General features: G+C 73.0%; 21 protein-coding genes. 10 read left to right on the forward strand and 11 right to left on the reverse strand.

What is annotated here, in order from left to right; genetic code table 11:
- The first annotated feature begins 59 nt into the window (after window positions 1-59).
- Window positions 60-701 (forward strand): TetR/AcrR family transcriptional regulator, encoded by a 642-nt coding sequence (locus tag ACU6WZ_RS24835; RefSeq protein ID WP_447030422.1) that lies wholly within the window; start codon window positions 60-62, stop codon window positions 699-701.
- 187 nt (window positions 702-888) lie between these two features.
- On the opposite strand, the gene ACU6WZ_RS24840 is transcribed toward ACU6WZ_RS24835, so the two are convergent.
- From ACU6WZ_RS24840 to ACU6WZ_RS24865, 6 genes are all read right to left on the reverse strand, one after another.
- Window positions 889-1,542 carry a fasciclin domain-containing protein gene (locus ACU6WZ_RS24840; protein WP_447030423.1) on the reverse strand — a complete coding sequence of 218 codons (654 nt, stop codon included), beginning with the start codon at window positions 1,540-1,542 and terminating at the stop codon, window positions 889-891.
- Between the two features lie 414 nt (window positions 1,543-1,956).
- On the reverse strand, window positions 1,957-3,321 hold the full coding sequence (locus ACU6WZ_RS24845) for a cryptochrome/photolyase family protein (protein ID WP_447030424.1): 1,365 nt from the start codon (window positions 3,319-3,321) through the stop codon (window positions 1,957-1,959).
- Window positions 3,322-3,337: 16 nt separating this feature from the next.
- The gene (locus ACU6WZ_RS24850) at window positions 3,338-4,102 is read right to left on the reverse strand and encodes an anti-sigma factor (RefSeq protein ID WP_447030425.1); all 765 of its coding nucleotides are present in this window, start codon (window positions 4,100-4,102) and stop codon (window positions 3,338-3,340) included.
- The gene (locus ACU6WZ_RS24855) at window positions 4,099-4,683 is read right to left on the reverse strand and encodes a sigma-70 family RNA polymerase sigma factor (RefSeq protein WP_447030426.1); all 585 of its coding nucleotides are present in this window, start codon (window positions 4,681-4,683) and stop codon (window positions 4,099-4,101) included. The genes ACU6WZ_RS24850 and ACU6WZ_RS24855 overlap by 4 nt, the downstream gene beginning before the upstream one ends.
- A gap of 231 nt (window positions 4,684-4,914) precedes the next feature.
- Window positions 4,915-5,757: a siderophore-interacting protein gene (locus ACU6WZ_RS24860; RefSeq protein WP_447030427.1), complete on the reverse strand. Its 843-nt coding sequence runs from the start codon at window positions 5,755-5,757 to the stop codon at window positions 4,915-4,917.
- 97 nt (window positions 5,758-5,854) lie between these two features.
- Window positions 5,855-6,784, reverse strand: a complete 930-nt coding sequence (locus ACU6WZ_RS24865; protein ID WP_447034230.1) for a 5'-3' exonuclease — start codon at window positions 6,782-6,784, stop codon at window positions 5,855-5,857.
- Window positions 6,785-6,999: 215 nt separating this feature from the next.
- On the opposite strand from ACU6WZ_RS24865, the gene ACU6WZ_RS24870 reads away from it, so the two are divergent.
- Together ACU6WZ_RS24870 and ACU6WZ_RS24875 are read left to right on the forward strand one after the other, a co-directional pair.
- Window positions 7,000-7,563 carry a helix-turn-helix domain-containing protein gene (locus tag ACU6WZ_RS24870; RefSeq protein WP_447030428.1) on the forward strand — a complete coding sequence of 188 codons (564 nt, stop codon included), beginning with the start codon at window positions 7,000-7,002 and terminating at the stop codon, window positions 7,561-7,563.
- A 14-nt stretch (window positions 7,564-7,577) separates the two neighbouring features.
- Window positions 7,578-8,285, forward strand: a complete 708-nt coding sequence (locus tag ACU6WZ_RS24875; RefSeq protein ID WP_447030429.1) for a helical backbone metal receptor — start codon at window positions 7,578-7,580, stop codon at window positions 8,283-8,285.
- On the opposite strand, the gene ACU6WZ_RS24880 is transcribed toward ACU6WZ_RS24875, so the two are convergent.
- The gene (locus ACU6WZ_RS24880; RefSeq protein WP_447030430.1) at window positions 8,224-9,363 is read right to left on the reverse strand and encodes a TDT family transporter; all 1,140 of its coding nucleotides are present in this window, start codon (window positions 9,361-9,363) and stop codon (window positions 8,224-8,226) included. The two genes, ACU6WZ_RS24875 and ACU6WZ_RS24880, sit on opposite strands and share 62 nt — an antisense overlap.
- 90 nt (window positions 9,364-9,453) lie before the next feature.
- Here ACU6WZ_RS24880 and ACU6WZ_RS24885 point away from each other — a divergent pair, with 90 nt between their 5' ends.
- Window positions 9,454-10,401 carry a LysR family transcriptional regulator gene (locus tag ACU6WZ_RS24885; protein ID WP_447030431.1) on the forward strand — a complete coding sequence of 316 codons (948 nt, stop codon included), beginning with the start codon at window positions 9,454-9,456 and terminating at the stop codon, window positions 10,399-10,401.
- Between the two features lie 58 nt (window positions 10,402-10,459).
- On the forward strand, window positions 10,460-10,906 hold the full coding sequence (locus ACU6WZ_RS24890; protein WP_447030432.1) for a hypothetical protein: 447 nt from the start codon (window positions 10,460-10,462) through the stop codon (window positions 10,904-10,906).
- A gap of 102 nt (window positions 10,907-11,008) precedes the next feature.
- On the opposite strand, the gene ACU6WZ_RS24895 is transcribed toward ACU6WZ_RS24890, so the two are convergent.
- From ACU6WZ_RS24895 to ACU6WZ_RS24905, 3 genes are all read right to left on the reverse strand, one after another.
- On the reverse strand, window positions 11,009-11,728 hold the full coding sequence (locus tag ACU6WZ_RS24895; RefSeq protein WP_447030433.1) for a gamma-glutamyl-gamma-aminobutyrate hydrolase family protein: 720 nt from the start codon (window positions 11,726-11,728) through the stop codon (window positions 11,009-11,011).
- A 53-nt stretch (window positions 11,729-11,781) separates the two neighbouring features.
- Window positions 11,782-13,260: an ethanolamine permease gene (eat, locus tag ACU6WZ_RS24900; protein WP_447030434.1), complete on the reverse strand. Its 1,479-nt coding sequence runs from the start codon at window positions 13,258-13,260 to the stop codon at window positions 11,782-11,784.
- Window positions 13,261-13,384: 124 nt separating this feature from the next.
- Window positions 13,385-14,113 carry a FadR/GntR family transcriptional regulator gene (locus ACU6WZ_RS24905; RefSeq protein ID WP_447030435.1) on the reverse strand — a complete coding sequence of 243 codons (729 nt, stop codon included), beginning with the start codon at window positions 14,111-14,113 and terminating at the stop codon, window positions 13,385-13,387.
- Window positions 14,114-14,190: 77 nt separating this feature from the next.
- Here ACU6WZ_RS24905 and ACU6WZ_RS24910 point away from each other — a divergent pair, with 77 nt between their 5' ends.
- The 3 genes from ACU6WZ_RS24910 to ACU6WZ_RS24920 are packed head-to-tail and all read left to right on the forward strand — an operon-like array spanning window position 14,191 to window position 17,740.
- Window positions 14,191-15,555, forward strand: coding sequence for a glutamine synthetase family protein (locus tag ACU6WZ_RS24910; protein ID WP_447030436.1), 1,365 nt, complete (start codon window positions 14,191-14,193; stop codon window positions 15,553-15,555).
- Window positions 15,556-15,563: 8 nt separating this feature from the next.
- Window positions 15,564-16,937 (forward strand): aldehyde dehydrogenase family protein, encoded by a 1,374-nt coding sequence (locus ACU6WZ_RS24915; RefSeq protein WP_447030437.1) that lies wholly within the window; start codon window positions 15,564-15,566, stop codon window positions 16,935-16,937.
- 2 nt (window positions 16,938-16,939) lie between these two features.
- The gene (locus ACU6WZ_RS24920) at window positions 16,940-17,740 is read left to right on the forward strand and encodes a 3-oxoacyl-ACP reductase (protein WP_447030438.1); all 801 of its coding nucleotides are present in this window, start codon (window positions 16,940-16,942) and stop codon (window positions 17,738-17,740) included.
- Window positions 17,741-17,800: 60 nt separating this feature from the next.
- Here the strand turns inward: ACU6WZ_RS24920 and ACU6WZ_RS24925 are convergent, their stop codons facing one another.
- Window positions 17,801-19,003 carry an alanine racemase gene (locus ACU6WZ_RS24925; RefSeq protein ID WP_447030439.1) on the reverse strand — a complete coding sequence of 401 codons (1,203 nt, stop codon included), beginning with the start codon at window positions 19,001-19,003 and terminating at the stop codon, window positions 17,801-17,803.
- A gap of 798 nt (window positions 19,004-19,801) precedes the next feature.
- Between ACU6WZ_RS24925 and ACU6WZ_RS24930 the strand changes: the two genes are divergently transcribed.
- Both ACU6WZ_RS24930 and mycP read left to right on the forward strand, forming a co-directional pair.
- Entirely contained in the window at window positions 19,802-20,599 is a 798-nt protein-coding gene (locus ACU6WZ_RS24930; protein ID WP_447034232.1) for a hypothetical protein, read from the forward strand.
- Window positions 20,596-21,783 (forward strand): type VII secretion-associated serine protease mycosin, encoded by a 1,188-nt coding sequence (gene mycP / locus ACU6WZ_RS24935; RefSeq protein ID WP_447030440.1) that lies wholly within the window; start codon window positions 20,596-20,598, stop codon window positions 21,781-21,783. Before ACU6WZ_RS24930 ends, mycP begins: the two co-directional genes overlap by 4 nt.
- The last annotated feature ends 23 nt before the right edge of the window (window positions 21,784-21,806 follow it).

Genomic DNA, 21,806 nt, shown 5'->3' on the forward strand with positions numbered 1-21,806 from the left:
GGCCGGTGTCCTGCGCTTGACCAGGGGCGGCCGGTGGTCCGTATGGGACGATCGGTCCCATGAGCACCGCAGGACGAAGGGTGGGACGGCCACGCGTCACGGAGCGGCCGGACACCGGGCTGAGCCCTCGGGAAGACCTCCTCGGGGCGGCGGCCGAGCTGTTCACCACGCGCGGATACGCCGCCACGACGACCCGCGCCGTGGCCGAGCGGGCCGGGATGCGCCAGGCGACGATGTACCACTATGTCGCCGGTAAGGAGGAACTCCTCGTCGAGCTGCTGGAATCCACGGTCGCGCCGTCCCTGGCCCTCGCCCGCCGGCTGCTGGCCGAGAGCACGGACTCGGCGGAGGCCAGGCTCTGGCAGCTCTGCCGCTCCGATGTCGAGCTGTTGTGCGGCGGCGGTCACAACCTGGGCGCGCTGTATCTGCTGCCCGAGGCGCGCACGGAGGCGTTCGCGGGTTTCCGCCGGGTGCGAGCCGACCTCAAGGACGCGTATGGGCAACTGCTCGCCGAGACGAAAGCGTGCGGCGCCCTGGACGCGGGCGAGTTGGCGCTCCGTACGGACCTGGTCTTCGGACTCATCGAGGGTGTGATCCTCATCCACCGCTTCGACCCGGACCGCCCACGCGAGGTCTTCGCCGCCGCGACGGCGGACGCGGCCCTGCGTATCGCGGGCATCACGGAGCGCCCGCCCGTTTGAGCTGACGGGCGGCGGCGTGCCCTCGTGCGCACACCGATGAGACCGGCCGGAGCGACGAGTGTCGCTCTGGCCGGTCTCGGGTGAATCGGTGGTGCCGTCCGGGTGATAGCTCTCCGGGGGAGTCGGTGATCATGCCGACCGAGGACTCACCCGGCCCGGACGCTTACCCGCGCCGAGCCCAGGGTGCTTACTTGGGCATCAGGACGGTGTCGACGATGTAGACCGTGGCGTTGGCGGTCGGGACGTTGCCACAGACGACGGTGGAGTTGCCGTTGACCTTGTACTCCTCGCCCGAGCCGGCCGTGGTCAGCTTGGTCTTGGCCAGAGTGTCGAAGGAGCCCTTCTCCAGCTGCTGCGGCGTCAGCTTCTCGCCCACGACGTGGTTGGTGAGAACCTTGGTCAGCATGGCCTTGTCGGCGAGGACCTTGTCCAGGTCGGCCTTCGGGATCTTGGCGAAGGCGTCGTTGGTCGGCGCGAACACCGTGATGTTCTCGGCGTTGTTGAGCGTGTCGACCAGACCGGCCTTCTTCACCGCGGTGACCAGGGTGGACAGGTCCTTGTTGTTCGAGGCGGCGGTCGCGACCGGGTCCTTGGCCATGCCGTCGAAGCTGCCGGCACCGTCGGCCGGGACCGACGCGCAGCCCGGGCCGAACGGCTTGTCCATGGTGGCCGTGTCGTCCGCGGACGGCTCGGACTCCTGCGGCGCGGACGGCGAAGCGGCGTTGTCGGCCGCGGCGTCGCTGTCCTTGCTGTCGTCGCTGGAGCACGCGGTCAGGGACAGGGGCAGCAGAGCCGCTCCGGCAACTGCGATGGCCATGCGCTGGAAGCGGTTCGTGTTCATGCGTTCTCCTTGAAGAGGTGCGTACAAAGGGGGTGGAGTCGAGGGTGTGCAGGCGCCGCCGGGATGCGCCTGACGGTGATCACCGGCTGTCGGCGCTCCCGCAGGCAGGCACCGCGTAGTCCTCGACCGCCGCGTGGTGCGGCCGACGATCCGTTCCGGCGGCGGCCGTCATACGGTCCGCTCTGCCGGTCGGTGACTGCCTGGTCTCTGCTCACAACGGGTATTCGGTGCCCTGGGGGCTGCGGATTGGTCGTTCTTCGATCTGATCAAACTCCGTACTGGCGAACGACCTTCAGGCCCTTCAGTCACGGCATTCCGCCGGTGGAATTCGTGAGCACAGCAGCCGACCCAGCAGCCAGTGCCCCAGCCAGTGCCCCAGCCAGTGCACCAGCCCGGGCAACAGCCAGTGCGGAGTCAGCGCAAGCCGCGTGCCCGCTCGAAGCGGGCGCGTCCCTCCGCGAGGTCCACCAAAGGGGCCGGGTAGCCGGAACGGTCCCGGCCGGTCGCCGGCAGCGCCCAGGGCTGGTGCACGGCACCACCCTCGATCCCGGCGAGCTCCGGCACCCAGCGCCGCACGTAGTCGCCCTCGGGGTCGAACCGCCTCGCCTGCGCGAGCGGATTCAGCAGCCGGTTGGGCCGGGTGTCGGTGCCGGTCCCCGCGGCCCACTGCCAGTTGAGCTGGTTGTTGGCGATGTCGCCGTCCACCAGCAGGTCCAGGAAATGCCGGGCGCCGACCCGCCAGTCGACGTACAGCGTCTTGGTGAGGAAGCTCGCCACCAGCAGCCGGCCCCGGTTGTGCAGCCACCCCTCGTGCCGCAGCTGGCGCATGGCCGCGTCGACGACCGGATATCCCGTCCGGCCTTCCCGCCACGCCGCGATCTGGTTCTTGTCCGTACGCCACCGGTCGCCGCGCCCGCGGTAGTCGGACCAAGCGGCGGCGGGCCTGGCCGCGAGTACCTGGTGGTGGAAGTCCCGCCAGGCCACCTGCCGTACGAACGCGCCCGCGCCTGGACCGCCCTTCTCCCGTGCGCGGTGGACCAGTTCGGCCGCCGAGAGGCTGCCGAAGTGAAGATGCGGGGAGAGCCGGGACGTGACGTCCTCGAAAAGGTCGTCGTGGCGCTTGTCGTACGACCCGATGCCGCCGGCGAGCCAGTCGTCCAGCTGCTTGCGGGCCCGAATCTCGCCGCCCTTCGCGAGGGCGGGAGAGGTCCCCGTGACGGCGTCGCGGGCCGGCAGAGACTCACCCTCGACGCCTTCGGGGACCCGCACCGCGCGCGGGGCGGCGATCGGGTCGCGCCCCCCGGTCGCTTCCCACTCGCGCCAGTACGGCGTGAAGACCGCGAAGTGGTCCTTGCCGACCGGCGTGACGCTCCCGGGCGCGACAGCGGTGATGACCGCGTCATGGACGTGCATCTCACAGCGCGAATTGCCGAGAGCGGTACGCAGCCGCTCCTCGCGCCGCGCCGCGTAGTGGCTCACCCCGCCCGCGAGATGCACTTCGCGGGCGCCCGTCTCAGTCACCACACGGGACACCTCCTCCACCACGTCCCCGCTGCGGACCACCAGGCGCCCGCCGCGCTCACGCAGGCCCGCGTCCAGAGCGGCCAGACAATCGGCCAGGAAGGCGCGGCGGTTCGGGGCGTCGAAACCGGCCCGGGCCACGCCCCGGTCCCGTACGAACAGCGGTACCACCTTGTCGGCCCGGCGCAGCGCCGCGTGGAGCACCGGTTGGTCGTGCAGCCGTAGGTCCGAGGTGAACAGCACCACCGCGACACTCATACGCGCGTTCCTTGTGTTACGCGGTGGGGAAGTTCATCAGGGCCAGTGGGTCCGTCGTCGGCTGCTCGGAGCCGCCCGCCGGTTCGACCGTGATACCCATGCCGCTCGCCTTGTCGAGGGGGCCGTCCATCAGGACGGCCTGCGTCGCCCCGGTGTTCTCCCCGGTCATCAGACCGGCCGAGCGCATGGTGCCCCCGTCGTTGAACCACAGCTGGTAGACCTTGCCGCTCGGCGCGGGAGGCATCCCGGCTGCCAGGAAGGCGGCCTTGTTGCGCTCGCGGGAGACCACCACCGTGCCCGTCGCGTCGTCCGTCAGCTCGCCCACGCTGATCTTTGCGTCCGGCGCCGCCAGTACCGAGGTCAGTGCCTCGGACTGCTGTTGCGTACGCCGCGCCTGGTCCTGGGCGTCGCCGGCCTCGTCGTGCTGCCACACCGCGATGCCGCCGAAGGCCGCCGCGGCGGCCAGGCAGGCCGCGAGTGCGAACCGCGGCACTCCGCGGCCCCAGCGTCTGGAAGCGGACTCGTGGGGCGAGGACCGGGGGACGTGGGGCGGGTCCTGGCGTTCGGAGGTTATCCGCCGCAGCACCTCGGCCTTCATGGCGGTGGGCGGCGGCACGCTCACGGCGACGCCGAGCCGGGCCGCGGTGGCGACGAGTTCATGGGTCTCCTGCGCGCACGGCGAGCAGTCCACCAGGTGGCTCTCGAACTCCGCGCGCTCCTCCGGCGTCAGCGCGTGCAGCGCGTATGCCCCGGTCAGCGTGTGCAGCTCAACGGAGTTCATGCGTCGACCCCCAGGCAGTCGCGCAGCCGGATGAGTCCGTCGCGCAGGCGTGTTTTGACCGTTCCGAGCGGCACGGCGAGCAGTTCGGCCACCTCGCGGTAGGCCAGACCGCGGTAGTAGGCGAGCGACACCGACTGGCGTTGCAGTTCGGTGAGGCTGCGCAGGCAGCGCCGTACCTGCTCGCGCTCGAGGCGGTGCTCCACCTCTTCGGTCACCTCGTCGAAGGCGGGCGTCTGCTCCAGCAGGGCCGCCTTGCGCTCCCGGTCCGAGGAAGCCTGGGACGACCGGACCCGGTCGACGGCCCTGCGGTGCGCGAGAGTGAGCACCCAGGTCATCGCCGAGCCGCGGGAGGGCTGGAAGCGTGCGGCGCCGCGCCACACCTCGATCAGCACCTCCTGGGTGACCTCCTCCGACTGGGCCGGGTCGCGCAGCACCGCGCGGACCAGGCCCAGTACGGGCCCGCAGACCGCGTTGTAGACCTGGCTGAAGGCGTCCTGGTCCCCACGGGCCACCTTCCCCATCAGCTCCTGGAGATCGGGTGGGCGCGAGGCGATACCCCCGATGTGTACGGCTTCGTTCACGCGGTTTTCCTCCACAGTGCGGGCCTGGCCGGGCCCGAAGCAGGCTTCACCGGCCATTCGGAGCCGAGAGCGGGACGGATTGGTTTCGTGTCCCGATCGTTCCACAGTCTGCGCCCTCGCAGCGGGGCCGGACGACGGAAGAGACCGCCGGCCGGATCGGCCGGGGGTCGCCCGGGTCTCGCAGGGCACTGCGGACGGGCGGCCGTGCGGTCAGGGGCCAGGGGGCAGGGGTCAGGCGGCGGACTCCTGCTCGCGCTCGACCTGCTCGTTCCACTCGCGCTTGACCGCGCGCCACGCGTCGTCGTCCTGCCCGAGCCGCCAGTACCCCGAAATGGACAGCCGCTCGCGCGCGACCTCCCGGTCCATACGCAGATGGCGACGCAGATCCTTCACGAAGCCCGCCTCGCCGTGCACGAAGGCGTGGACATCGCCCGCGGGGAAGTCCAGGCCACGCACCGCGGCGATCAGCTTCTCGCCCACCGGGGCGCTGCCGCGGTGCAGCCAGGTGACCTCCACCCCGTGGGGCGCGGCGATCTTCTGCTCCTCCTCCAGGCCGCTCACCTCCAGGAAGGCACGCACGACCGCTCCCGAGGGCATGCCTTCGAGCGAAGCGGCGATGGCGGGCAGGGCGCTCTCGTCGCCCACCAGCAGATGCCAGTCGGCGGCGGGGTCCGGCACGTAGCCACCGCCGGGGCCCTGGAAGCGCACCGTCTCGCCGGGCCGCACGGACGCCGCCCACGGGCCGGCCAGCCCCTCGTCGCCGTGCACCACGAAGTCGATGGTCAGTTCCCCGTGTACGGCGTCCCAGGCGCGCACCGTGTACGTGCGGGTGACCGGCCACTGCCCGGCCGGGAACTCCTCGCGGATGCGGGCCATGTCGAACGGCTCGGGGTAGGTCACCCCGGCGGGCGGGAAGAGGAGTTTGACGTAGTGGTCGGTGAACTCGTCGGCGGCGAAGCCCGCCAGCCCCGCTCCGCCCAGGACGACGCGCACCATGTGCGGAGTGATCCGCTCGGTACGCACCACCCGTGCCTCACGGGCCTGCGGTGTCTTTCGGGCCGGTCGTTCTGCCACGGAACTCTCCCCAGACGGACGGGTCTGCCGTCGGGTGTGGGGGACGGCAGCAAGCGGTACTCGGTGCGGTGCTTAGGTTACCGGTGCTTAGGTTTACCTAAGTTAGCATCCGACCGTCCCCCTGGCCGTGCAGGGTGGTGAGCAGCCGCTGCAGGGCGCCGCCCAGTCCCCACCGGGCGGCCAGCTCGTCGAGCGCCGCCGGATCGCGTGGGGCGGTGGGCACCGCGGGGTCGAACTCCGGCAGCGGTACGTCGGCGGCGACGCGCACCACTTTCGGGGCGAGTGCGACGTAGTCCCGCGCCTCGTCCAGCCGCTTGCGCTGCGACGGGGTCAGCTTCGACGCCGGGTCGCCCACGGCGGCCATGATCCCGGCCAGGTCGCCGTACGCGTCGAGCAGTTTCGCGGCGGTCTTCTCGCCGATCCCGGGTACGCCGGGCAGCCCGTCGCTCGGGTCGCCGCGCAACAGCGCCAGATCGACGTAGCCGGGCCCGTTCACCGCGTACTTCTCGCGCAGCCACGCCTCGTCGGTGATCTGGAGCGAGCCGACGCCCTTGAGCGGGTACAGCACGCGCACCCCGCGGGCGTCGTCGACCAGCTGGTAGAGGTCGCGGTCCCCGGTGACGATGTCGACGGGGCCGCCGGCGAGGCCCGCGAGGGTGCCGATCACGTCGTCCGCCTCGTACGGCTCGACGCCGACGCGGGCGATGCCGAGCGCGTCGAGTACGTCCTCGATGATCGGAACCTGCGGGGAGAGCGTGTCCGGGATCTCCTCCTCGTCGGGCCCCGCCACGGCCTCGCTGGCGACGCGGTGCGCCTTGTAGGAGGGGATCAGCTCCACCCGCCAGTGCGGGCGCCAGTCGGCGTCCATGCAGGCCACCAGGTCGTCGGGGTGGTGGTCCTGGACGAGCCGGGTGATGAAGTCGAGCAGGCCGCGCACGGCGTTGACGGGCGTGCCGTCCGGCGCGCGCACGGAGTCCGGGACCCCGAAGTACGCGCGGAAGTAGAGGGAAGCGGTGTCGAGGAGCATCAGGCGTCGCGTCACACCCCGATGATGCCGTACCCCGTGCGGTCGGCCGGGAGGTGCCCGGTGCGGGGAAGTGGGCGAATCCCGGCTGCTGGCGTCCGGGGATGAGCACCTTCCGTCGGCGTAAGCACGCACGTGGCGAGCGAAGCTGCGTAGGCTGCACTGAGCTGACGACCACGAGACGCTGACGACCAGGAGACAGGGAGGGAGCCGGAGCGATGGACGACAAGGAAACTCTTCGGGTCGGTACGGCCGTCCGGAGGCGTCGCAAAGCCCTGGCCCTGACCCTGGCCGCGGTCGCGGCCCGCAGCGGCCTGTCGGTGCCGTTCCTCAGCCAGATCGAGAACGAACGCGCCCGACCGAGCCCGCGCTCGCTGGAGCGGGTGGCCGAGGCCCTGGAGATGTCGGCGGCGGAGCTGATCGCGGCGGCGGACTCGGGCCACACGGTCGACGTCGTGCGGGCCGGTGAGGACGACGCCGCGAGCAGCGTGCGGTACGTGGTGCGCGGCCGGCACCAGCTGCGCGCCACCGAGTACACCGGCGAGCAGGACACCGGGCGCGAGTTCCAGCACCACGGCGACGAACTGATCTACGTCGCGGACGGCGCCGTCGAGGTGGAGGCCGAAGGGCGGGCGTATCGGCTGGAGCGCGGTGACACGCTGTTCCTGTCCGGCGGCGTCCGCCACCGGTGGCGGACGACCGAGCCCGGCACCCGCATCCTGGTCGTCGCGGCAGCCGGCACCGTCGGCCAGGACGGCTCCGACGCCCACGGCGACCGCTAAGAGGCCCGGCAGTCATGCGTGTCGTCTCGCTCGTGCCGTCCCTGACCGAGGCCGTGGCCGTCAGCGCACCGGGGCTGCTGGTCGGGGCGACCGACTGGTGCAGCCACCCGGCGGATCTCAGCGTCGTAAGGGTCGGCGGGACCAAGAACCCGGACGTCGAGGCCGTGGTGCGGCTGAGCCCCGACCTCGTGATCGCGAATGAGGAGGAGAACCGCGAGCCCGACCTCGCCGCCCTGCGTCAGGCAGGTCTCCCGGTCCTCCTCACGGTGATCCGCGACCTCCCCGAGGCCCTCGCCGAACTGGAGCGGGTCCTGGTCGACGGGTGCGGCCTGCGCTCCCGCCCGGCCTGGCTCGACGAGGCCGAGCGGGCGTGGGACACGGCCTCGCGGGGCCCGCGCCGGACGGCGGTCGTACCCATCTGGCGCAGGCCCTGGATGGTGCTCGGCCGCGACACCTTCGCCGGGGACCTGCTCGCCAGGCTCGGCGTCGACCACCTCTACGCCGGGCACCCCGAGCGGTATCCGCGCATCCCGCTCGACGCGCTGCGCGCCGCCGGGGCCGACCTCGTCGTACTGCCCGACGAGCCGTACCGGTTCACCGCCGACGACGGCCCCGAGGCGTTTCCCGGGCTGCCCGCCGCGCTCGTCAGCGGCCGTCACCTCACCTGGTACGGGCCGTCACTGGCCGAAGCACCCCGGGTGCTGCGAGCAGCGCTCCGCTGAGCAGGCCCCGCAGCGTACGCAGCCCGGCGACGGCCCAGGCGGTGACCAGCGCGGCGTACAGCACGCCCGCCAGCACGCCGAAGGCGTCGAGCCCGGTGTGGCGGGCCAGTCCGGCGGCGCCCGTGACGCACGTACCGACGGGGAAGGTGAAGGCCCACCAGGTCATCGCGAACGGCATCCCCGCGCGCGCGGCCCGCACCACCATGGCGGTGGCCAGCGCCAGCCACAGCAGCGCGAACCCCAGGACGGGCACCCCGTAGAGGACGGCGAACGAGCCGAGGGCCTGGGCGTACGTCGCCCCTACCGCGCCCGGCGCCACGTCCGCGAGGGCGTTGACGGCCGTCGTGGACTGGCCGAGCGGCCCCAGGACCAGGAAGAGCGCCGGCGTCAGCGCGAGCGGGAGCGGGCCGTGGTGGACCAGGCGGGCGAAGATCAGCGGCAGTATCAGCAGGGTGGCCAGGAAACTGAGCCCGAACATCGCGTAGCAGGCCATCAGCATCCCCGCACGCCACTGCCCCTCGGGCAGTTCCGGGATCAGCTGCGGGCCGAGCGCCGCCGAGACCATCGGCGCCACCACCGGCAGCAGCCAGACGGGAGAGGCGCTGCCGGGCTCGACCCGGTGGCGTACGACCATCAGATACGGGATCACGACGGCGGCCCCCAAACCGGCGAGCGTCCCCACCCCCCACAGCCCCGCCCCGACGGCCAGCGCCGCACCGGGGCCGATCACGTCGCCGCCGAGCGCCTGCGTGCCGCCGCCGACCGCGAGCAGCGCCATGGCCGGACAGCCGTAGAAGGGGGCGACGGCGGGGTCGAGCAGGTGGTTTCTGGCCTGGTCGCGGTGGTACGCCCAGTGGCCGGCCCGGGCCACGAGCAGCGCGCCGAGCAGCGCCGCGGACAGCGCCCAGACAACCGTGCACAGGGCGCGCAGGCCGGGAACGGAGGGGGAGAGGGCGGCGCCGGCGTTGGCGACGATGGCGGTGCCCATGACCGCCGCGTACCAGTTCGGGCCGAGATGGCGCAGCGCGGGCAGGCGCGGGGCGGCGAGAACGGGACGAGGCTGCGCGCAGAGGGCCATGCGCCCACTGTGTCCGGGTGGACCGGCCCCCACCAGGGACGACGGGTCTATGAGGTCATAAACTGACCTTATGACGTGTCAGGATGCCGCATGACCGCGCGGGACGCCGCAGCCGGCGACCGGCAGCCGCTCGCGCACCGGGTGCCCGACCTCGGCGCCATGGAGCTGTTGCTCGCCGTCGCCCGGCTCGGCAGCCTGGGGCGGGCCGCACGGGAGCTGGGGATCAGCCAGCCGGCCGCCAGCAGCCGGATCCGCACCATGGAACGGCAGCTCGGGGTCGCCCTCGTCGACCGCTCACCGGCCGGCTCGCGCCTCACCGAAGCGGGCGCGCTCGTCACCGACTGGGCGCGCCGGGTGGTGGAGGCGGCCGAGGCGTTCGACGCGGGGGCGCAGGCGCTGCGGGGACGGCGGGACTCGCGGCTGCGCGTCGCGGCCAGCATGACGATCGCCGAATACCTGCTGCCCGGCTGGCTGATCGCCCTGCGCGGCCAGCGGCCCGGCACCGCGGTCTCGCTGCTCGCGGGCAACTCCGCCGTCGTGGCCGAGCGGCTGCTCGCCGGCGAGGCGGACCTGGGCTTCGTGGAGGGCCTGGCGGTGCCCGACGGACTCGACGGTGTCGTCATCGGCCACGACCGGCTCGTCGTGGTCGCCGCCCCGGCCCACCCCTGGGCGCGCAGGCGCCGGCCGGTCGGCGCGCGCGAACTGTCGCAGGCGCCGCTGATCCTGCGCGAGCAGGGGTCCGGTACCCGGCAGGTCCTGGACGCGGCGCTCGCCGGGTACGGCGGCCTCGCCGCCCCACTGCTCGAACTCGCCTCCACAACGGCGGTGAAGGCGGCGGCTGTCAGCGGCGCGGGACCCAGTGTGCTCAGCGAACTGGCGGTGGGTGAGGAACTGGCGTCCCGCCGTCTGGTGGAAATCCCGGTCGAGGGAGTGCCGTTGCGGCGGGACCTGCGTGCCGTCTGGCCGACCGGCCCCAGGCCGACGGGTCCCGCCCGCGACCTGCTGTCGCTGACCCGTCCGGCCACCGAGCGCGGCTGACGGGCAGTCAGCAGGGTGCGGCCTGTTTGTGACCGCCCTGAGCGGATACCCGAAGGCTATGACTGAACAGGACGAGAACGCCAGCACGAAGACCAAGACCACCGCAGCGCGCACCGCCGCGGACGGCGCCGCAGGAAAGGTCACCGAGGCGGCCGGCTCCGCGAAGAGCGCCGCGGGCAGCGCGAAGAGCGCGGCCACCTCCGCCAAGAGCGCGGCGGCCGGCTCCATGAGGACGGCGGCCACTTCCGCGAAGGCGGCGGCCGACTCGGCCAAGGGCGCCGGAGTCAAGGGTGTCGAGGCAGGCCGGCAGGCCCTGGGGGCCGTGCCCGCCAAGGTCGCGTCGACGGCGACTGCCGCCTGGGTGCTGCTGAAGGCGCGCAAGGCCGTCGTCGCGGGCGCGGGCGCCGGCGTGATCGCGATCGGCGCCGCTTCGTTCGTCGCGGGCCGCAAGGCCGAGCAGCGCAGCCACGGTCCCATCACCCGGCTGCTGTCCGGCCGGATCTGAGGGATGTCGGGCGCTCAGTGCCGGTGTGAGCCCCTCCCGAAGCTCTCGGTCGCCGGACCCGCCTGACGTCAGGCCGGTCCGACGGCCGAGGGCTTCGGGCTGTCATCCGGGCAGCGGCTGCGGTTCGCGCCGCCGCCCCGCGCGGGCCGCGGCCGCGGCCACCAGTGCGGCCATCACCCGCGGGTCCTGGCCCATCTCCGGGTGCCACTGCACACCCAGTACCCAGGCCGCACCCGGCAGTTCGAGCGCCTCGGGCGTCCCGTCGGCGGCGTATGCCGACACCACCAGCCCCTCGCCGAGCCGGCCGACCGCCTGGTGGTGGTACGTCGGCACGCCCGTCTCCTGGGGCACAACCGAGGCGCAGAGCGTGCCGGGAACCGGAGTGACCGTGTGCTCGGTCAGGATTCCGGGGCCTCCGGTGTGGCCGTCGAGGTGCTGGACGAGGGTGCCGCCGCGTGCGACGTTCAGCAGCTGCATGCCTCGGCAGATCCCGAGCAGCGGCGTACCGGTGGCCAACGCCGCGTCGATCAGGGCGAGTTCCCAGGTGTCCCGCTCCCGGGCCGGTGGCCCCGTGCGCGGGTGCGGCTCGGCGCCGTACCGCAGCGGCTCCACATCGGCGCCGCCCGCGACGACCAGAGCGTCGAGGCGGCCTACCACTTCGGCGGCGTACGAGGCCGAGTCCGGCGGGAGCATCGCCGCCAGGCCGCCCGCGGCCTGCACCAGGCGTGGATACGCCGCCGGGAGCAGGGCGGCGGGCAGGTCCCACACACCCCACCGGGCGGGCTCCAGGTAGGTACTGATGCCGATGAGAGGCTTGGGCACGGGTCCTCCGGTCGTCGGGTGTCCGGTTCGTTGTGCGTCCGGTGCGGCATTTTTCAGCCGCGGTCGAGTTCGGCCTCCGCCTCGGCCAGCGCCGCGAACTCCTCCTCGGGGGCGGTGGCGACGAGCCGGTGGCGGCTGTAGAGCGCGAAGTAGGCGAGGGCCACGGCGTACACCACGAGCGCGATGAACGCCGCGTCCCTGTCCACCAGGAACGTCGCCACGAGCGCCGCCAGCGCCAGCCCGAACGCCACCGACGAGGTGACGATCCCGCCCGGCGTGCGGTACGGGCGGGGCAGTCCGGGCTCGCGTCGGCGCAGCACGATGTGCGAGAGCGCCATCAAAGCGTACGAAATGGTGGCGCCGAAGACCGCGATGTTCAGCATCCGGGCCCCGTCCTGCGTCCACGCCGCCAGCGCGAAGCCGATCGCACCGGGGATCAGCAGCCCCAGATAGGGCGCCTTGCGGCGGCTGGTCAGCGACAGAAAGCGCGGCAGATAGCCGGCCCGGGAGAGCGCGAACAGCTGCCGGGAGCCCGCGTAGATGAGGGAGAAGAACGACGCGACGAGACCGGCCAGCCCCGCGTAGTTCACGAACCTGCTGAGCGCCGTCGGGTCGCCGTCGCCCTGCAGCGCCACCACCAGCGGGTTGCCTGCGTCCTGGACGGCGGCCGAGCCGCGCGCGCCGGTCGCGGCGAAGAACGTGATCAGGGCAAGGAGCGCGAGCACCGCCATGGAGATCGACAGGGCGCGCGGCATGGAGCGCACCGGGTCCTTGGCCTCCTCCGCCGCCAGCGGCACCCCCTCGACGCCGAGGAAGAACCACATCCCGAAGGGGAACGCGGCCCAGATGCCCAGCAGCCCGAACGGCAGCCACGAGCCCGCGCCGAAGGCGTCCGGGTCGACGGGGATGTCGTTGAGGCCGCCTGCGTCGAACTCCGTGAACGCGCCGACCGCGAAGATCAGCAGCGCGGCCACGGCGATGGCGGTCACCACGAGGCTGAAGCGCAACGCCTCGCCGACTCCCCACAGGTGGATGCCGATGAAGACCGCGAAGCAGGCCAGGTAGACCGGCCAGCCCGCGGTGAGCCCGAAGAGACCGAGCGATTCGACGTAGTCGCCGATGAAGATGGCGATGGCGGCCGGCGCCAGGATGTACTCGATGAGGATGGCTGTGCCGGTCAGAAAGCCGCCCCAGGTGCCGAGCGCCCGGCGGGCGAAGCCGTAGCCGCCCCCCGCGGTCGGCAGGATGGCGGACAGCTCGGCGAGTGCGAAGACCAGGCAGGCGTACATGACGCCCATGAGCAGCATGGCGATCGCGAGGCCGCCGAAGCCGCCTTCGGCCAGGCCGATGTTCCAGCCGGAGAAGTCCCCGGAGACGACGTACGCGACGCCGAGTCCGGTGAGCAGCAGCCAGCCGGCGCTGCCGCGGCGCAGCGTGCGGCGCTGCAGATAGTCGGCGTGGGGGGTGCCGGCGGCGTCGGTGGTCGGTGCTGGGGTTGGGGGTGGGGTGCGCGAGTCGGTGCTGTCGGCCATGAGCCGCTCCTGCCTCGGGGCAATGGTTGGTGGCCATACCTTTATGGCCATACCTTTGTGGTCCTGCCGGTCCGAGCGCAAGGCCTCTGCGTAAAGCCGTTGTTACGGATCACCTCATCCCGGCTCACATGAGGAAGCCCCGCAGCAGCGCGGCCGTACCCGAGCAGTGCTCGCGCATCACCTCCCGCGCGCCGTCCGCGTCGCCGTCCAGCACCGCCTCGACCACGGCGGTGTGCTGCGCCTGCGAATGCTCCAGGTTGCGTACGAGCAGCGGGATGCAGTCGAGGAGTCCGTTGACGGTCGCGCGCACCGCGGCGTACTGCGCGATCAGCGTCGGCGACCCGGACAGTTCGGCAAGCGTGAGGTGCAGCAGGGTGTCCCGCCTGCGGTAGTCCCCCAGTGGTGCGTCGTGTGTCGCTGCGAGTGCCTCCCGCAGGTGCTGTTCGCCCGCCCGGTCCAGCCCGTGGGCGGCGCACAGCCCGGCCGCGCCGACCTCCAGCACTTCGCGGAACCGCAGGGCGTCCTCCACGTCGACGGACGCCACCCGCCGGCGCAGCTCGCCCTCGCCGGACGCGTCGGGGTGCGGCAGCACGAACGTACCGCCGTACCTGCCCCGCCGGCTCTCGACCAGGCCCTGGTCCTGGAGGACCTTGAGGACCTCGCGCAGTGTGACCCGGCTGATGCGCAGCCGGTCGGCCAGCTCCCGCTCCGCGGGCAGCCGCTCACCGACCGGCACCAGTCCGAGCCGCAGAACCTGAAGGATCTGCTCCAGGGCCTCCTCGAAGCCGTTCCCCGCCCGCACGGGCCGCAGGACGGGGGTCAGACGGTCCACCGAGCCGATTTCACTCGCCACGTCGCGGTTTCCCCTTCCCAAGCAATGGTCTTCAGCAATACCTTAGACCGACCGGCTGACCGAAGGAGGAAATTTCCGTGGCAGACCGCACACCACCGCTCGCTCTCCAGGAGCTCCGCTCCCTGGTGGCGAGCGGCGAGATCGACACCGTAGTCCTGGCCTTCCCCGACATGCAGGGGCGCCTCCAGGGCAAGCGGTTCGCCGCCCCGTTCTTCCTCGAAGACGTCCTGGCCCACGGCACCGAAGGATGCAACTACCTGCTGGCCGTCGACACTGAGATGAACACCGTCGACGGCTACGCCATGTCCTCCTGGGACCACGGCTACGGCGATTTCGCCATGCACGCCGACCTCTCCACCCTGCGCCGCGTCCCCTGGAACGAGGGCACCGCGCTGCTCATGGCCGACCTGGCCTGGAACGACGGCTCCCCGGTCGTGGCCGCGCCGCGCCAGATCCTGCGTCGCCAGCTGGAGCGCCTGGCCGAGCTCGGCTACAGCGCCCATGTCGGCACCGAGCTCGAGTTCATCGTCTTCAAGGACAGCTACGAGCAGGCCTGGGACCGCGACTACAAGGACCTCGTACCCGCGAACCAGTACAACATCGACTACTCGATTCTCGGGACGGGCCGCATCGAGCCCCTGTTGCGCCGTATCCGCAACGACATGACCGCGGCGGGACTGACCGTCGAGTCGGCCAAGGGCGAGTGCAACCCCGGCCAGCACGAGATCGTCTTCAAGTACGACGAAGCGCTCGTCACCTGCGACCAGCACGCCATCTACAAGACCGGCGCCAAGGAGATCGCCGCCCAGGAAGGCGTCTCGCTCACCTTCATGGCGAAGTACAACGAGCGCGAGGGCAACTCCTGCCACATCCACCTCTCGCTCCAGGACGCCGGCGGGGACAACGTCATGGCGGGCGACGCCCCCGACGGCATGTCCGACATCATGCGGCACTTCCTCGCCGGACAGCTGGCCGCGCTGCGGGACTTCACGCTGCTCTACGCGCCCAACATCAACTCCTACAAGCGCTTCCAGCCCGGTTCCTTCGCCCCCACAGCCGTCGCCTGGGGCCACGACAACCGCACCTGCTCCCTGCGTGTCGTCGGCCACGGCCGCTCCATGCGCTTCGAGCACCGGCTGCCCGGCGGCGACGTCAACCCCTACCTCGCCGTGGCCGCTCTGGTCGCCGCCGGGCTGCACGGCATAGAGCAGCAGCTCGAACTCCCCGAGGCCTGCACGGGCAACGCCTACACCGGCGACTACGAGCACGTCCCCACCACCCTCCGCGAGGCCGCCGACCTCTGGGAGAACAGCCTCGTGACCAAGGCCGCCTTCGGCGACGAAGTCGTCGCGCACTACCGCAACATGGCGCGGGTCGAACTCGAAGCGTTCGACTCCGCGGTGACCGACTGGGAGCTCCGCCGCTCCTTCGAACGCCTGTGAGGCCCGCCGTGCCCTTCGAGCACCACATTCTCAACCCCGCCACCGAAGAGGTAGTCGCCACCGTCGCGGCCTCGACCGCCGCAGACGTGGACGCGGCCGTCGTACGGGCCACCGGGGCCCAACGCGCCTGGGCCGCCGCCGCCCCCGCCGACCGCGCCCGGCTGCTGCGCCGCTTCGCCGCCACCGTCGACGAGCACATCGAGGAACTGGCCCAACTGGAGGTCCGCGAGGCCGGCCACACGCTCGGCAACGCCCGCTGGGAAGCGGGCAACGTACGCGACCTGCTCGACTTCGCCGCCGGGGGAGTGGAGCGGCTGTGCGGCCGGCAGATCCCCGTCGCGGGCGGCCTCGACATCACCCTCCTCGAACCGCTCGGCGTCGTCGGGGTGATCGCACCCTGGAACTTCCCCATGCCGATCGCCGCCTGGGGGACGGCGCCCGCACTGGCCGCCGGCAACGCCGTCGTACTCAAACCGGCCGAGACCACCCCGCTGACCGCCCTGCGCCTGGCCCGACTCGCCCTCGACGCGGGGCTTCCCGAGGGCCTCTTCCAGGTTCTGCCGGGCGCGGGCGACGTGGCGGGCAACGCGCTGGTCGAGCATCCCGGCGTGGCGAAAATCGTCTTCACCGGCTCCACCCGCGTCGGCAAGCAGATCATGGCCAAGTGCGCCGGCCATGTGAAGCGCGTGACCCTGGAACTCGGCGGCAAGAGCCCCAACATCGTCTTCGCCGACGCCGACATCGAGGCCGCGGCCGCCGCCACCCCCATGTCCTTCCTCGACAACGCCGGCCAGGACTGCTGTGCCCGCACCCGGATCCTCGTCCAGCGCACGGCGTACGAACGCTTCCTGGAGCTGCTCGCCCCCGCGATCGAGTCCGTGGTGGTCGGCGACCCGTCGGACGACAAGACCCAGATGGGACCGCTGATCTCGCGGGCCCAGCTGGAGCGGGTACGGGCGTACGTCCCCGAGGCCGCCCAGGGCGCCGACGTCATCCGCGGCAGCGCGCCCGAGGGCCCCGGCTTCTGGTTCGCCCCGACCGTCCTCACCGGCGCGGACCCCGACGCGGCCGTCGCCACGCAGGAGGTCTTCGGTCCCGTCGCCGTCGTCCTGCCCTTTGACGACGAGGCAGACGCGATCCGCCTCGCCAACGCCACCGACTACGGCCTCTCCGGTTCCATCTGGACCCGCGATGTCGGCCGCGCCCTGCGCGTCTCGCAGGGGGTACGGGCGGGCAACCTGTCCGTCAACTCCCACAGCAGCGTCCGCCACTCGACCCCGTTCGGCGGCTACAAGCAGTCGGGGCTCGGCCGCGAACTGGGCCCGGACGCACTCGTCGCCTTCACCGAAACCAAGAACATCTTCATCAGCACGGAGGCCTGAACATGACCCGGACCGACTCCATCGTCTGCCGCCGCCTGGTCGGACGTACCGCCGTGATCACTGGCGCGGGCAGCGGCATCGGCCTCGCCGCCGCCCGCCGCCTGGCCTCCGAGGGAGCGCACGTCGTCTGCGGCGACATCGACGCGAACGCGGGCAAGGCGGCGGCCGACAAGGTCGGCGGCATTTTCGTACCGGTCGACGTCACCGACGGCGAACAGGTCGAAGCGCTCTTCGAAACGGCGTACGACACCTATGGCTCGGTCGACATCGCCTTCAACAACGCCGGGATCTCGCCGCCCGAGGACGACTCGATCCTCACCACAGGACTGGAGGCGTGGAAGCGCGTCCAGGACGTCAACCTCACCTCCGTCTACCTGTGCTGCAAGGCCGCCATCCCCTACATGCGGCGCCAGGGGCGCGGCTCCATCATCAACACCGCGTCCTTCGTCGCGATCATGGGCGCGGCGACCTCGCAGATCTCGTACACGGCGTCCAAGGGCGGTGTCCTGGCCATGTCCCGTGAGCTGGGCGTGCAGTTCGCTCGCGAGGGAATCCGCGTGAACGCGCTCTGCCCGGGGCCGGTCAACACCCCGCTGCTCCAGGAGCTGTTCGCCAGCGACCCGGAGCGGGCCGCGCGCCGGCTCGTGCACATCCCGGTGGGCCGGTTCGCGGAGGCCGACGAGATCGCGGCGGCGGTGGCGTTCCTGGCGAGCGACGACGCGTCGTTCGTCAACGCCACCGACTTCCTGGTCGACGGAGGCATCGCGGGGGCGTACGTCACGCCGCTCGCCGCCGGCCACTGACGGGCTACGCCTGAGTGCGTGCCGCCGCCTTGCCAGGGGCGGCGGCACGCACGGATGGCCCTACAAGAACGTGCGTCCCTCGCCCCGGTACGTCGGCGCCGCACCCGTCACCACGTCGCCCTCGATCAGCTGCAGTTCGTCGAACCGCTCGCACAGTTCGCCCGCCTTCGCGTGCCGGAACCACACCTTGTCGCCGATCAGCAGATCGTCGGCGGGGGAGCCGAGCAGCGGTGTCTGCACCTCACCGGCCCCCTCCCGGGCGTCGTACCGCAGCCCTTCCGGGAGGTACGGGACAGGCGCCCGGTCCGGGGCAGCGACCCCAGAGGCCGGATAGCCGCCGCCGAGCACCGTCACCACACCCACGCCCGGCCTGCGCACCACTGGCTGCGCGAAGAGGGCCGCAGGGCGGCCGGTGAACGACGAGTAGTTGTCGAAGAGGCGGGGCACGAACAGCCCGGAGCCCGCCGCGATCTCGGTCACCGCCGCCTCAGCGGCGGTGTGCTGGACGCTGCCGGTGCCGCCGCCGTTGACGAACTCCAGGTCCGGGGCGACGGCCCGGACCGCCCGTACGGCCTCCGCGCGCCGCGCCGCCAGCTCCTTTCGGGCCGCACCCTGCATCAGCCGGATCGCCCGGGACCGCACCGGACGCCCCGCCAGCGCGTCGCCGACCCCGGCGACATGGCCCTCGTACGCCATGATCCCGACCAGCCGAAAGCCCGGCCTGCGGGCCACCGAGCGGGCCAGTTCGGCCAGCTGGGCGGGCTCGCGCAGCGGCGAGCGGAGCGCGCCGATCCGGACCCGGCCGCCGAGCAGCCGCATCGAGGTGTCCAGCTCCAGGCAGACCCGGATCTCCTCCCGTCCGCCGTCCCTGGCACCGTCGATCAGCTCCAGCTGCGCCGGGTCGTCGACCGTCACCGTCACCGCGGCGGCGAGCTTGGGGTCCGCGGCGAGCTCGGCGAAGCCCGCCCGGTTGGCCGACGGATACGCCAGCAGCACATCCTCGAACCCCGACCGCGCCAGCCACAGCGACTCCGTCAGCGTGAACGACATGACTCCGGCGAACCCCTCGCGCGCCAGCACCCGCTCCAGCAGCGCCCGGCAGCGTACGGACTTGCTGGCCACCCGGACCGGCTTGCCGGCGGCCCTGCGGACCAGGTCCGCCGCGTTCTCGTCGAAGGCCTCCAGATCGACGACGGCGACCGGGGCGTCGAGGTGGGCGGTGGCCCGGTCGTACCTGGCCCGGTCGGCAGCGCGCGGTGTCATGACCAGAGCTTGCCAGAGTGGATTACCGCTGGGTAGGGGGATCATCCGGTCAGATCCCCACGAGCCTGCTGACCGGTTCCCGCCCGGGGCATGTCAGCCCGTAGAGTGACGCCGAAGCCGGTGAGGACGTACGAACGGACCTGCCTCGAACGGCGATCGGGCATCGCCGGGACACCGGCCGGGCGGGACACGACAGGGGGGCGGATGAGCACCGAGGCACACCGTGCCCCACTCCCACCCCGCCCCACGGCACCCCCGCTCCCCACCACCCGGCCCCCCGAACCGGGCGTCCCGCCACCCCCCGCCGCGAGCACCCGCCCCCCGCGTCCCCTCAGCACCCCCGCGCCCCCGCGCACCGCGGTCCCCGCGCCGGCACCGTGTCCGCCCGGTGCGGGGCCGGCCGCCGGTGGCGGCGTGGGCGGGGCCTCTTCGCACCCGTACGGCGGCCCGCGCAACGCCGTACACCCGGGCCCACCGGGGCCCACGCCGCACGGTTCCGGGGCCGGCGTGCCCACGGCGCCCGGCTCCGGGGTGGCTCCGCAGCCGCCGACTTCCCCGCGCGGCGACGCGCCCGGCGCCCCGCGCGGTGTCCGCGCGCCCTTGCCGCCCGAGGTTCCCCGGGGCGCCCCGGGCCGCAGCGGGGAGCGGGTCGTGGAGACCACCGCGCGGCTTCGGCCCGTGCCCGCCGCTGGGCCGGGCCGAACCGCCGGTGTCACCGGCAGGGCGCCGCGACCGGGTGCGCCCCTGCCGTCCGCGGTCCCGTTCGCCGCGCAGCCGCCGCACTGGGGCGTCGCCCCGATGCCCGCCGAGACCACCACCCGGCTGCGCCCCGTCCCTGCCCGGCGCCCCGGCCGCCTGGTGGCCGCAGCGCTCTGCCTCGTACTCGGGACCGGGCTGATCGGCGGTGCCGTCACCGGGCGGTGGCTCACGGGTGGCGCCGATGCCACGAGCGCCGACCCCACCGGCTACGCCAAGGCCCGCGCCCTGTGGCACAGCGCCCCCGTCGACACGCTCCTCCCGCCGACGATCAAGGGCGACGGCGCCGGGCCCGGCGGCGCCGACCGCGTCTGGACGCGTATCGCCATCGCCCCCGACAGCGGCTGCGCGAAGGCTCTCGACCCGCTGCTGCGCAAGGCCGTCGAGCCGGCCGGGTGCCTGCGGGTCCTGCGCGCCACCTACACCGACGCCACCACCAGCACCGTCACCACGGTCGGCATGGTCTTCACCGAGGCCGACGCCCCGGCCATGCGGGCCCTGCGCTCACGCTTCACCAACGAGGGCCTCGCCGACCGCACCGACCTGATGCCCCGCGCCTACCCCGCCGAGGGCACCGCCGCCGCAGCCTTCAGCGACCAGCAGCGTGCGAGCTGGACCGTCAGGGTCCTGACCGACGCCCCCGCGATCGTGTACGCCGTGGCCGGCTTCGCCGACGGCCGCACCGTGCCCGACCCGCAGCCCGCCGACCGCGCCAGCACCGCCGGCGCGACCAACGCCCCCGCCCAGGCGGGGCTCGGCCACGACGCGAAGGGCATCGCCGACCGCGTCGAGCGTGGCCTGCGCAGAGCCGTCAGCCCGGCCACGGAGAGCCCCCGATGACCCGACTGCCCCGCCGCGCCGCCCGCCGCGCCGCCCGCCGCGGCGTGGCCGGCGCCCTCGCCGCCACCGCGGTCGCCCTCCTCCCGGCGACCCCCGCCCACTCCGACGGCATCCAGGCCCAGCAGTGGGCGCTCGACGCGATGCACACCGAAGAGGCCTGGCGTACGACGAAGGGCGAAGGCATCACCGTCGCCGTACTGGACACCGGCGTGGACGCCAGGCACCCCGACCTCGAAGGCCGGGTCCTGCCGGGCAAGGACCTCATCGGCTTCGGCGCCGGACGGGGTGAGCGCGCCTGGGCCCAGCACGGCACCGCCATGGCCGGGATCATCGCGGGTCGCGGGCACGGCCCCGGCCGCACCGACGGCGTACTCGGCATCGCACCCGAGGCGAAGATCCTCCCGGTCCGCGTCATCCTCGAAGGCGGCGACCCGGCCCGTAAGAAGGCCCGCAGCTCCAAAGGCGGCGCACTCGCCGAGGGCATCCGCTGGGCCGCCGACCACGGCGCCGACGTCATCAACCTCTCGCTCGGCGACGACAGCAAGTCGGCGCACCCCGAGTCCGCCGAGGACGCCGCCGTCCAGTACGCCATCGCCAAGGGCGCCGTCGTGGTCGCCTCGGCCGGCAACAGCGGCGAGGAGGGCGACCACATCTCCTACCCCGCCGCGTACCCCGGCGTGATCGCGGTCGCCGCCGTCGACAGCGCCGGTACGCACGCCTCCTTCTCCACCCGCCGCTGGTACGCGACCGTCAGCGCCCCCGGCGTCGACGTGATCATGACCTACCCGGACCGCCGCTACTACAACGGCTGGGGCACCAGCGCCGCGTCCGCCTTCGTCTCGGGCGCCGCGGCCCTGGTCCGCTCGGCGCACCCGGACCTGACCCCGGCGCAGGTCAAGAAGCTCCTCGCGGACACCGCCCGCAACGCCCCCGAGGGCGGCCGCGACGACTCCCGCGGCTACGGCTTCGTCGACCCGGCCGCCGCGATCGAGGCCGGCCGCGAGCTCCGCCCGGCCGACCTGCGGCCCAGCCCGGCGACGTACGGCAAGAAGTACTTCGGCTCCGGGCCCGCCCCCGAGCCCGAGGACGGGGAGCCGGCCGGCTGGCTCGCCCCGCTCGCCGGCGGCGTCGGTTCGCTGCTGCTGGCCGGGGCCGTCGCCCTGTGGCGCACCCGGCACAGGTGACGGGGGAGCGAGCGGCCGGTGAG

It is taken from the genome of Streptomyces hypolithicus, assembly GCF_052934925.1.

Bases quoted from the DNA above. Each gene is read 5' to 3' on its own strand.
- ACU6WZ_RS24925 (WP_447030439.1), bottom strand. From the start codon at position 19,003: ATGACACCGCGCGCTGCCGACCGGGCCAGGTACGACCGGGCCACCGCC.
- ACU6WZ_RS24870 (WP_447030428.1), top strand. From the start codon at position 7,000: ATGGACGACAAGGAAACTCTTCGGGTCGGTACGGCCGTCCGGAGGCGT.
- eat (WP_447030434.1), bottom strand. From the start codon at position 13,260: ATGGCCGACAGCACCGACTCGCGCACCCCACCCCCAACCCCAGCACCG.
- ACU6WZ_RS24850 (WP_447030425.1), bottom strand. From the start codon at position 4,102: ATGAACTCCGTTGAGCTGCACACGCTGACCGGGGCATACGCGCTGCAC.
- ACU6WZ_RS24890 (WP_447030432.1), top strand. From the start codon at position 10,460: ATGACTGAACAGGACGAGAACGCCAGCACGAAGACCAAGACCACCGCA.
- mycP (WP_447030440.1), top strand. From the start codon at position 20,596: ATGACCCGACTGCCCCGCCGCGCCGCCCGCCGCGCCGCCCGCCGCGGC.
- ACU6WZ_RS24835 (WP_447030422.1), top strand. From the start codon at position 60: ATGAGCACCGCAGGACGAAGGGTGGGACGGCCACGCGTCACGGAGCGG.
- ACU6WZ_RS24880 (WP_447030430.1), bottom strand. From the start codon at position 9,363: ATGGCCCTCTGCGCGCAGCCTCGTCCCGTTCTCGCCGCCCCGCGCCTG.
- ACU6WZ_RS24885 (WP_447030431.1), top strand. From the start codon at position 9,454: ATGACCGCGCGGGACGCCGCAGCCGGCGACCGGCAGCCGCTCGCGCAC.
- ACU6WZ_RS24840 (WP_447030423.1), bottom strand. From the start codon at position 1,542: ATGAACACGAACCGCTTCCAGCGCATGGCCATCGCAGTTGCCGGAGCG.
- ACU6WZ_RS24920 (WP_447030438.1), top strand. From the start codon at position 16,940: ATGACCCGGACCGACTCCATCGTCTGCCGCCGCCTGGTCGGACGTACC.
- ACU6WZ_RS24875 (WP_447030429.1), top strand. From the start codon at position 7,578: ATGCGTGTCGTCTCGCTCGTGCCGTCCCTGACCGAGGCCGTGGCCGTC.
- ACU6WZ_RS24865 (WP_447034230.1), bottom strand. From the start codon at position 6,784: ATGCTCCTCGACACCGCTTCCCTCTACTTCCGCGCGTACTTCGGGGTC.
- ACU6WZ_RS24930 (WP_447034232.1), top strand. From the start codon at position 19,802: ATGCCCGCCGAGACCACCACCCGGCTGCGCCCCGTCCCTGCCCGGCGC.
- ACU6WZ_RS24845 (WP_447030424.1), bottom strand. From the start codon at position 3,321: ATGAGTGTCGCGGTGGTGCTGTTCACCTCGGACCTACGGCTGCACGAC.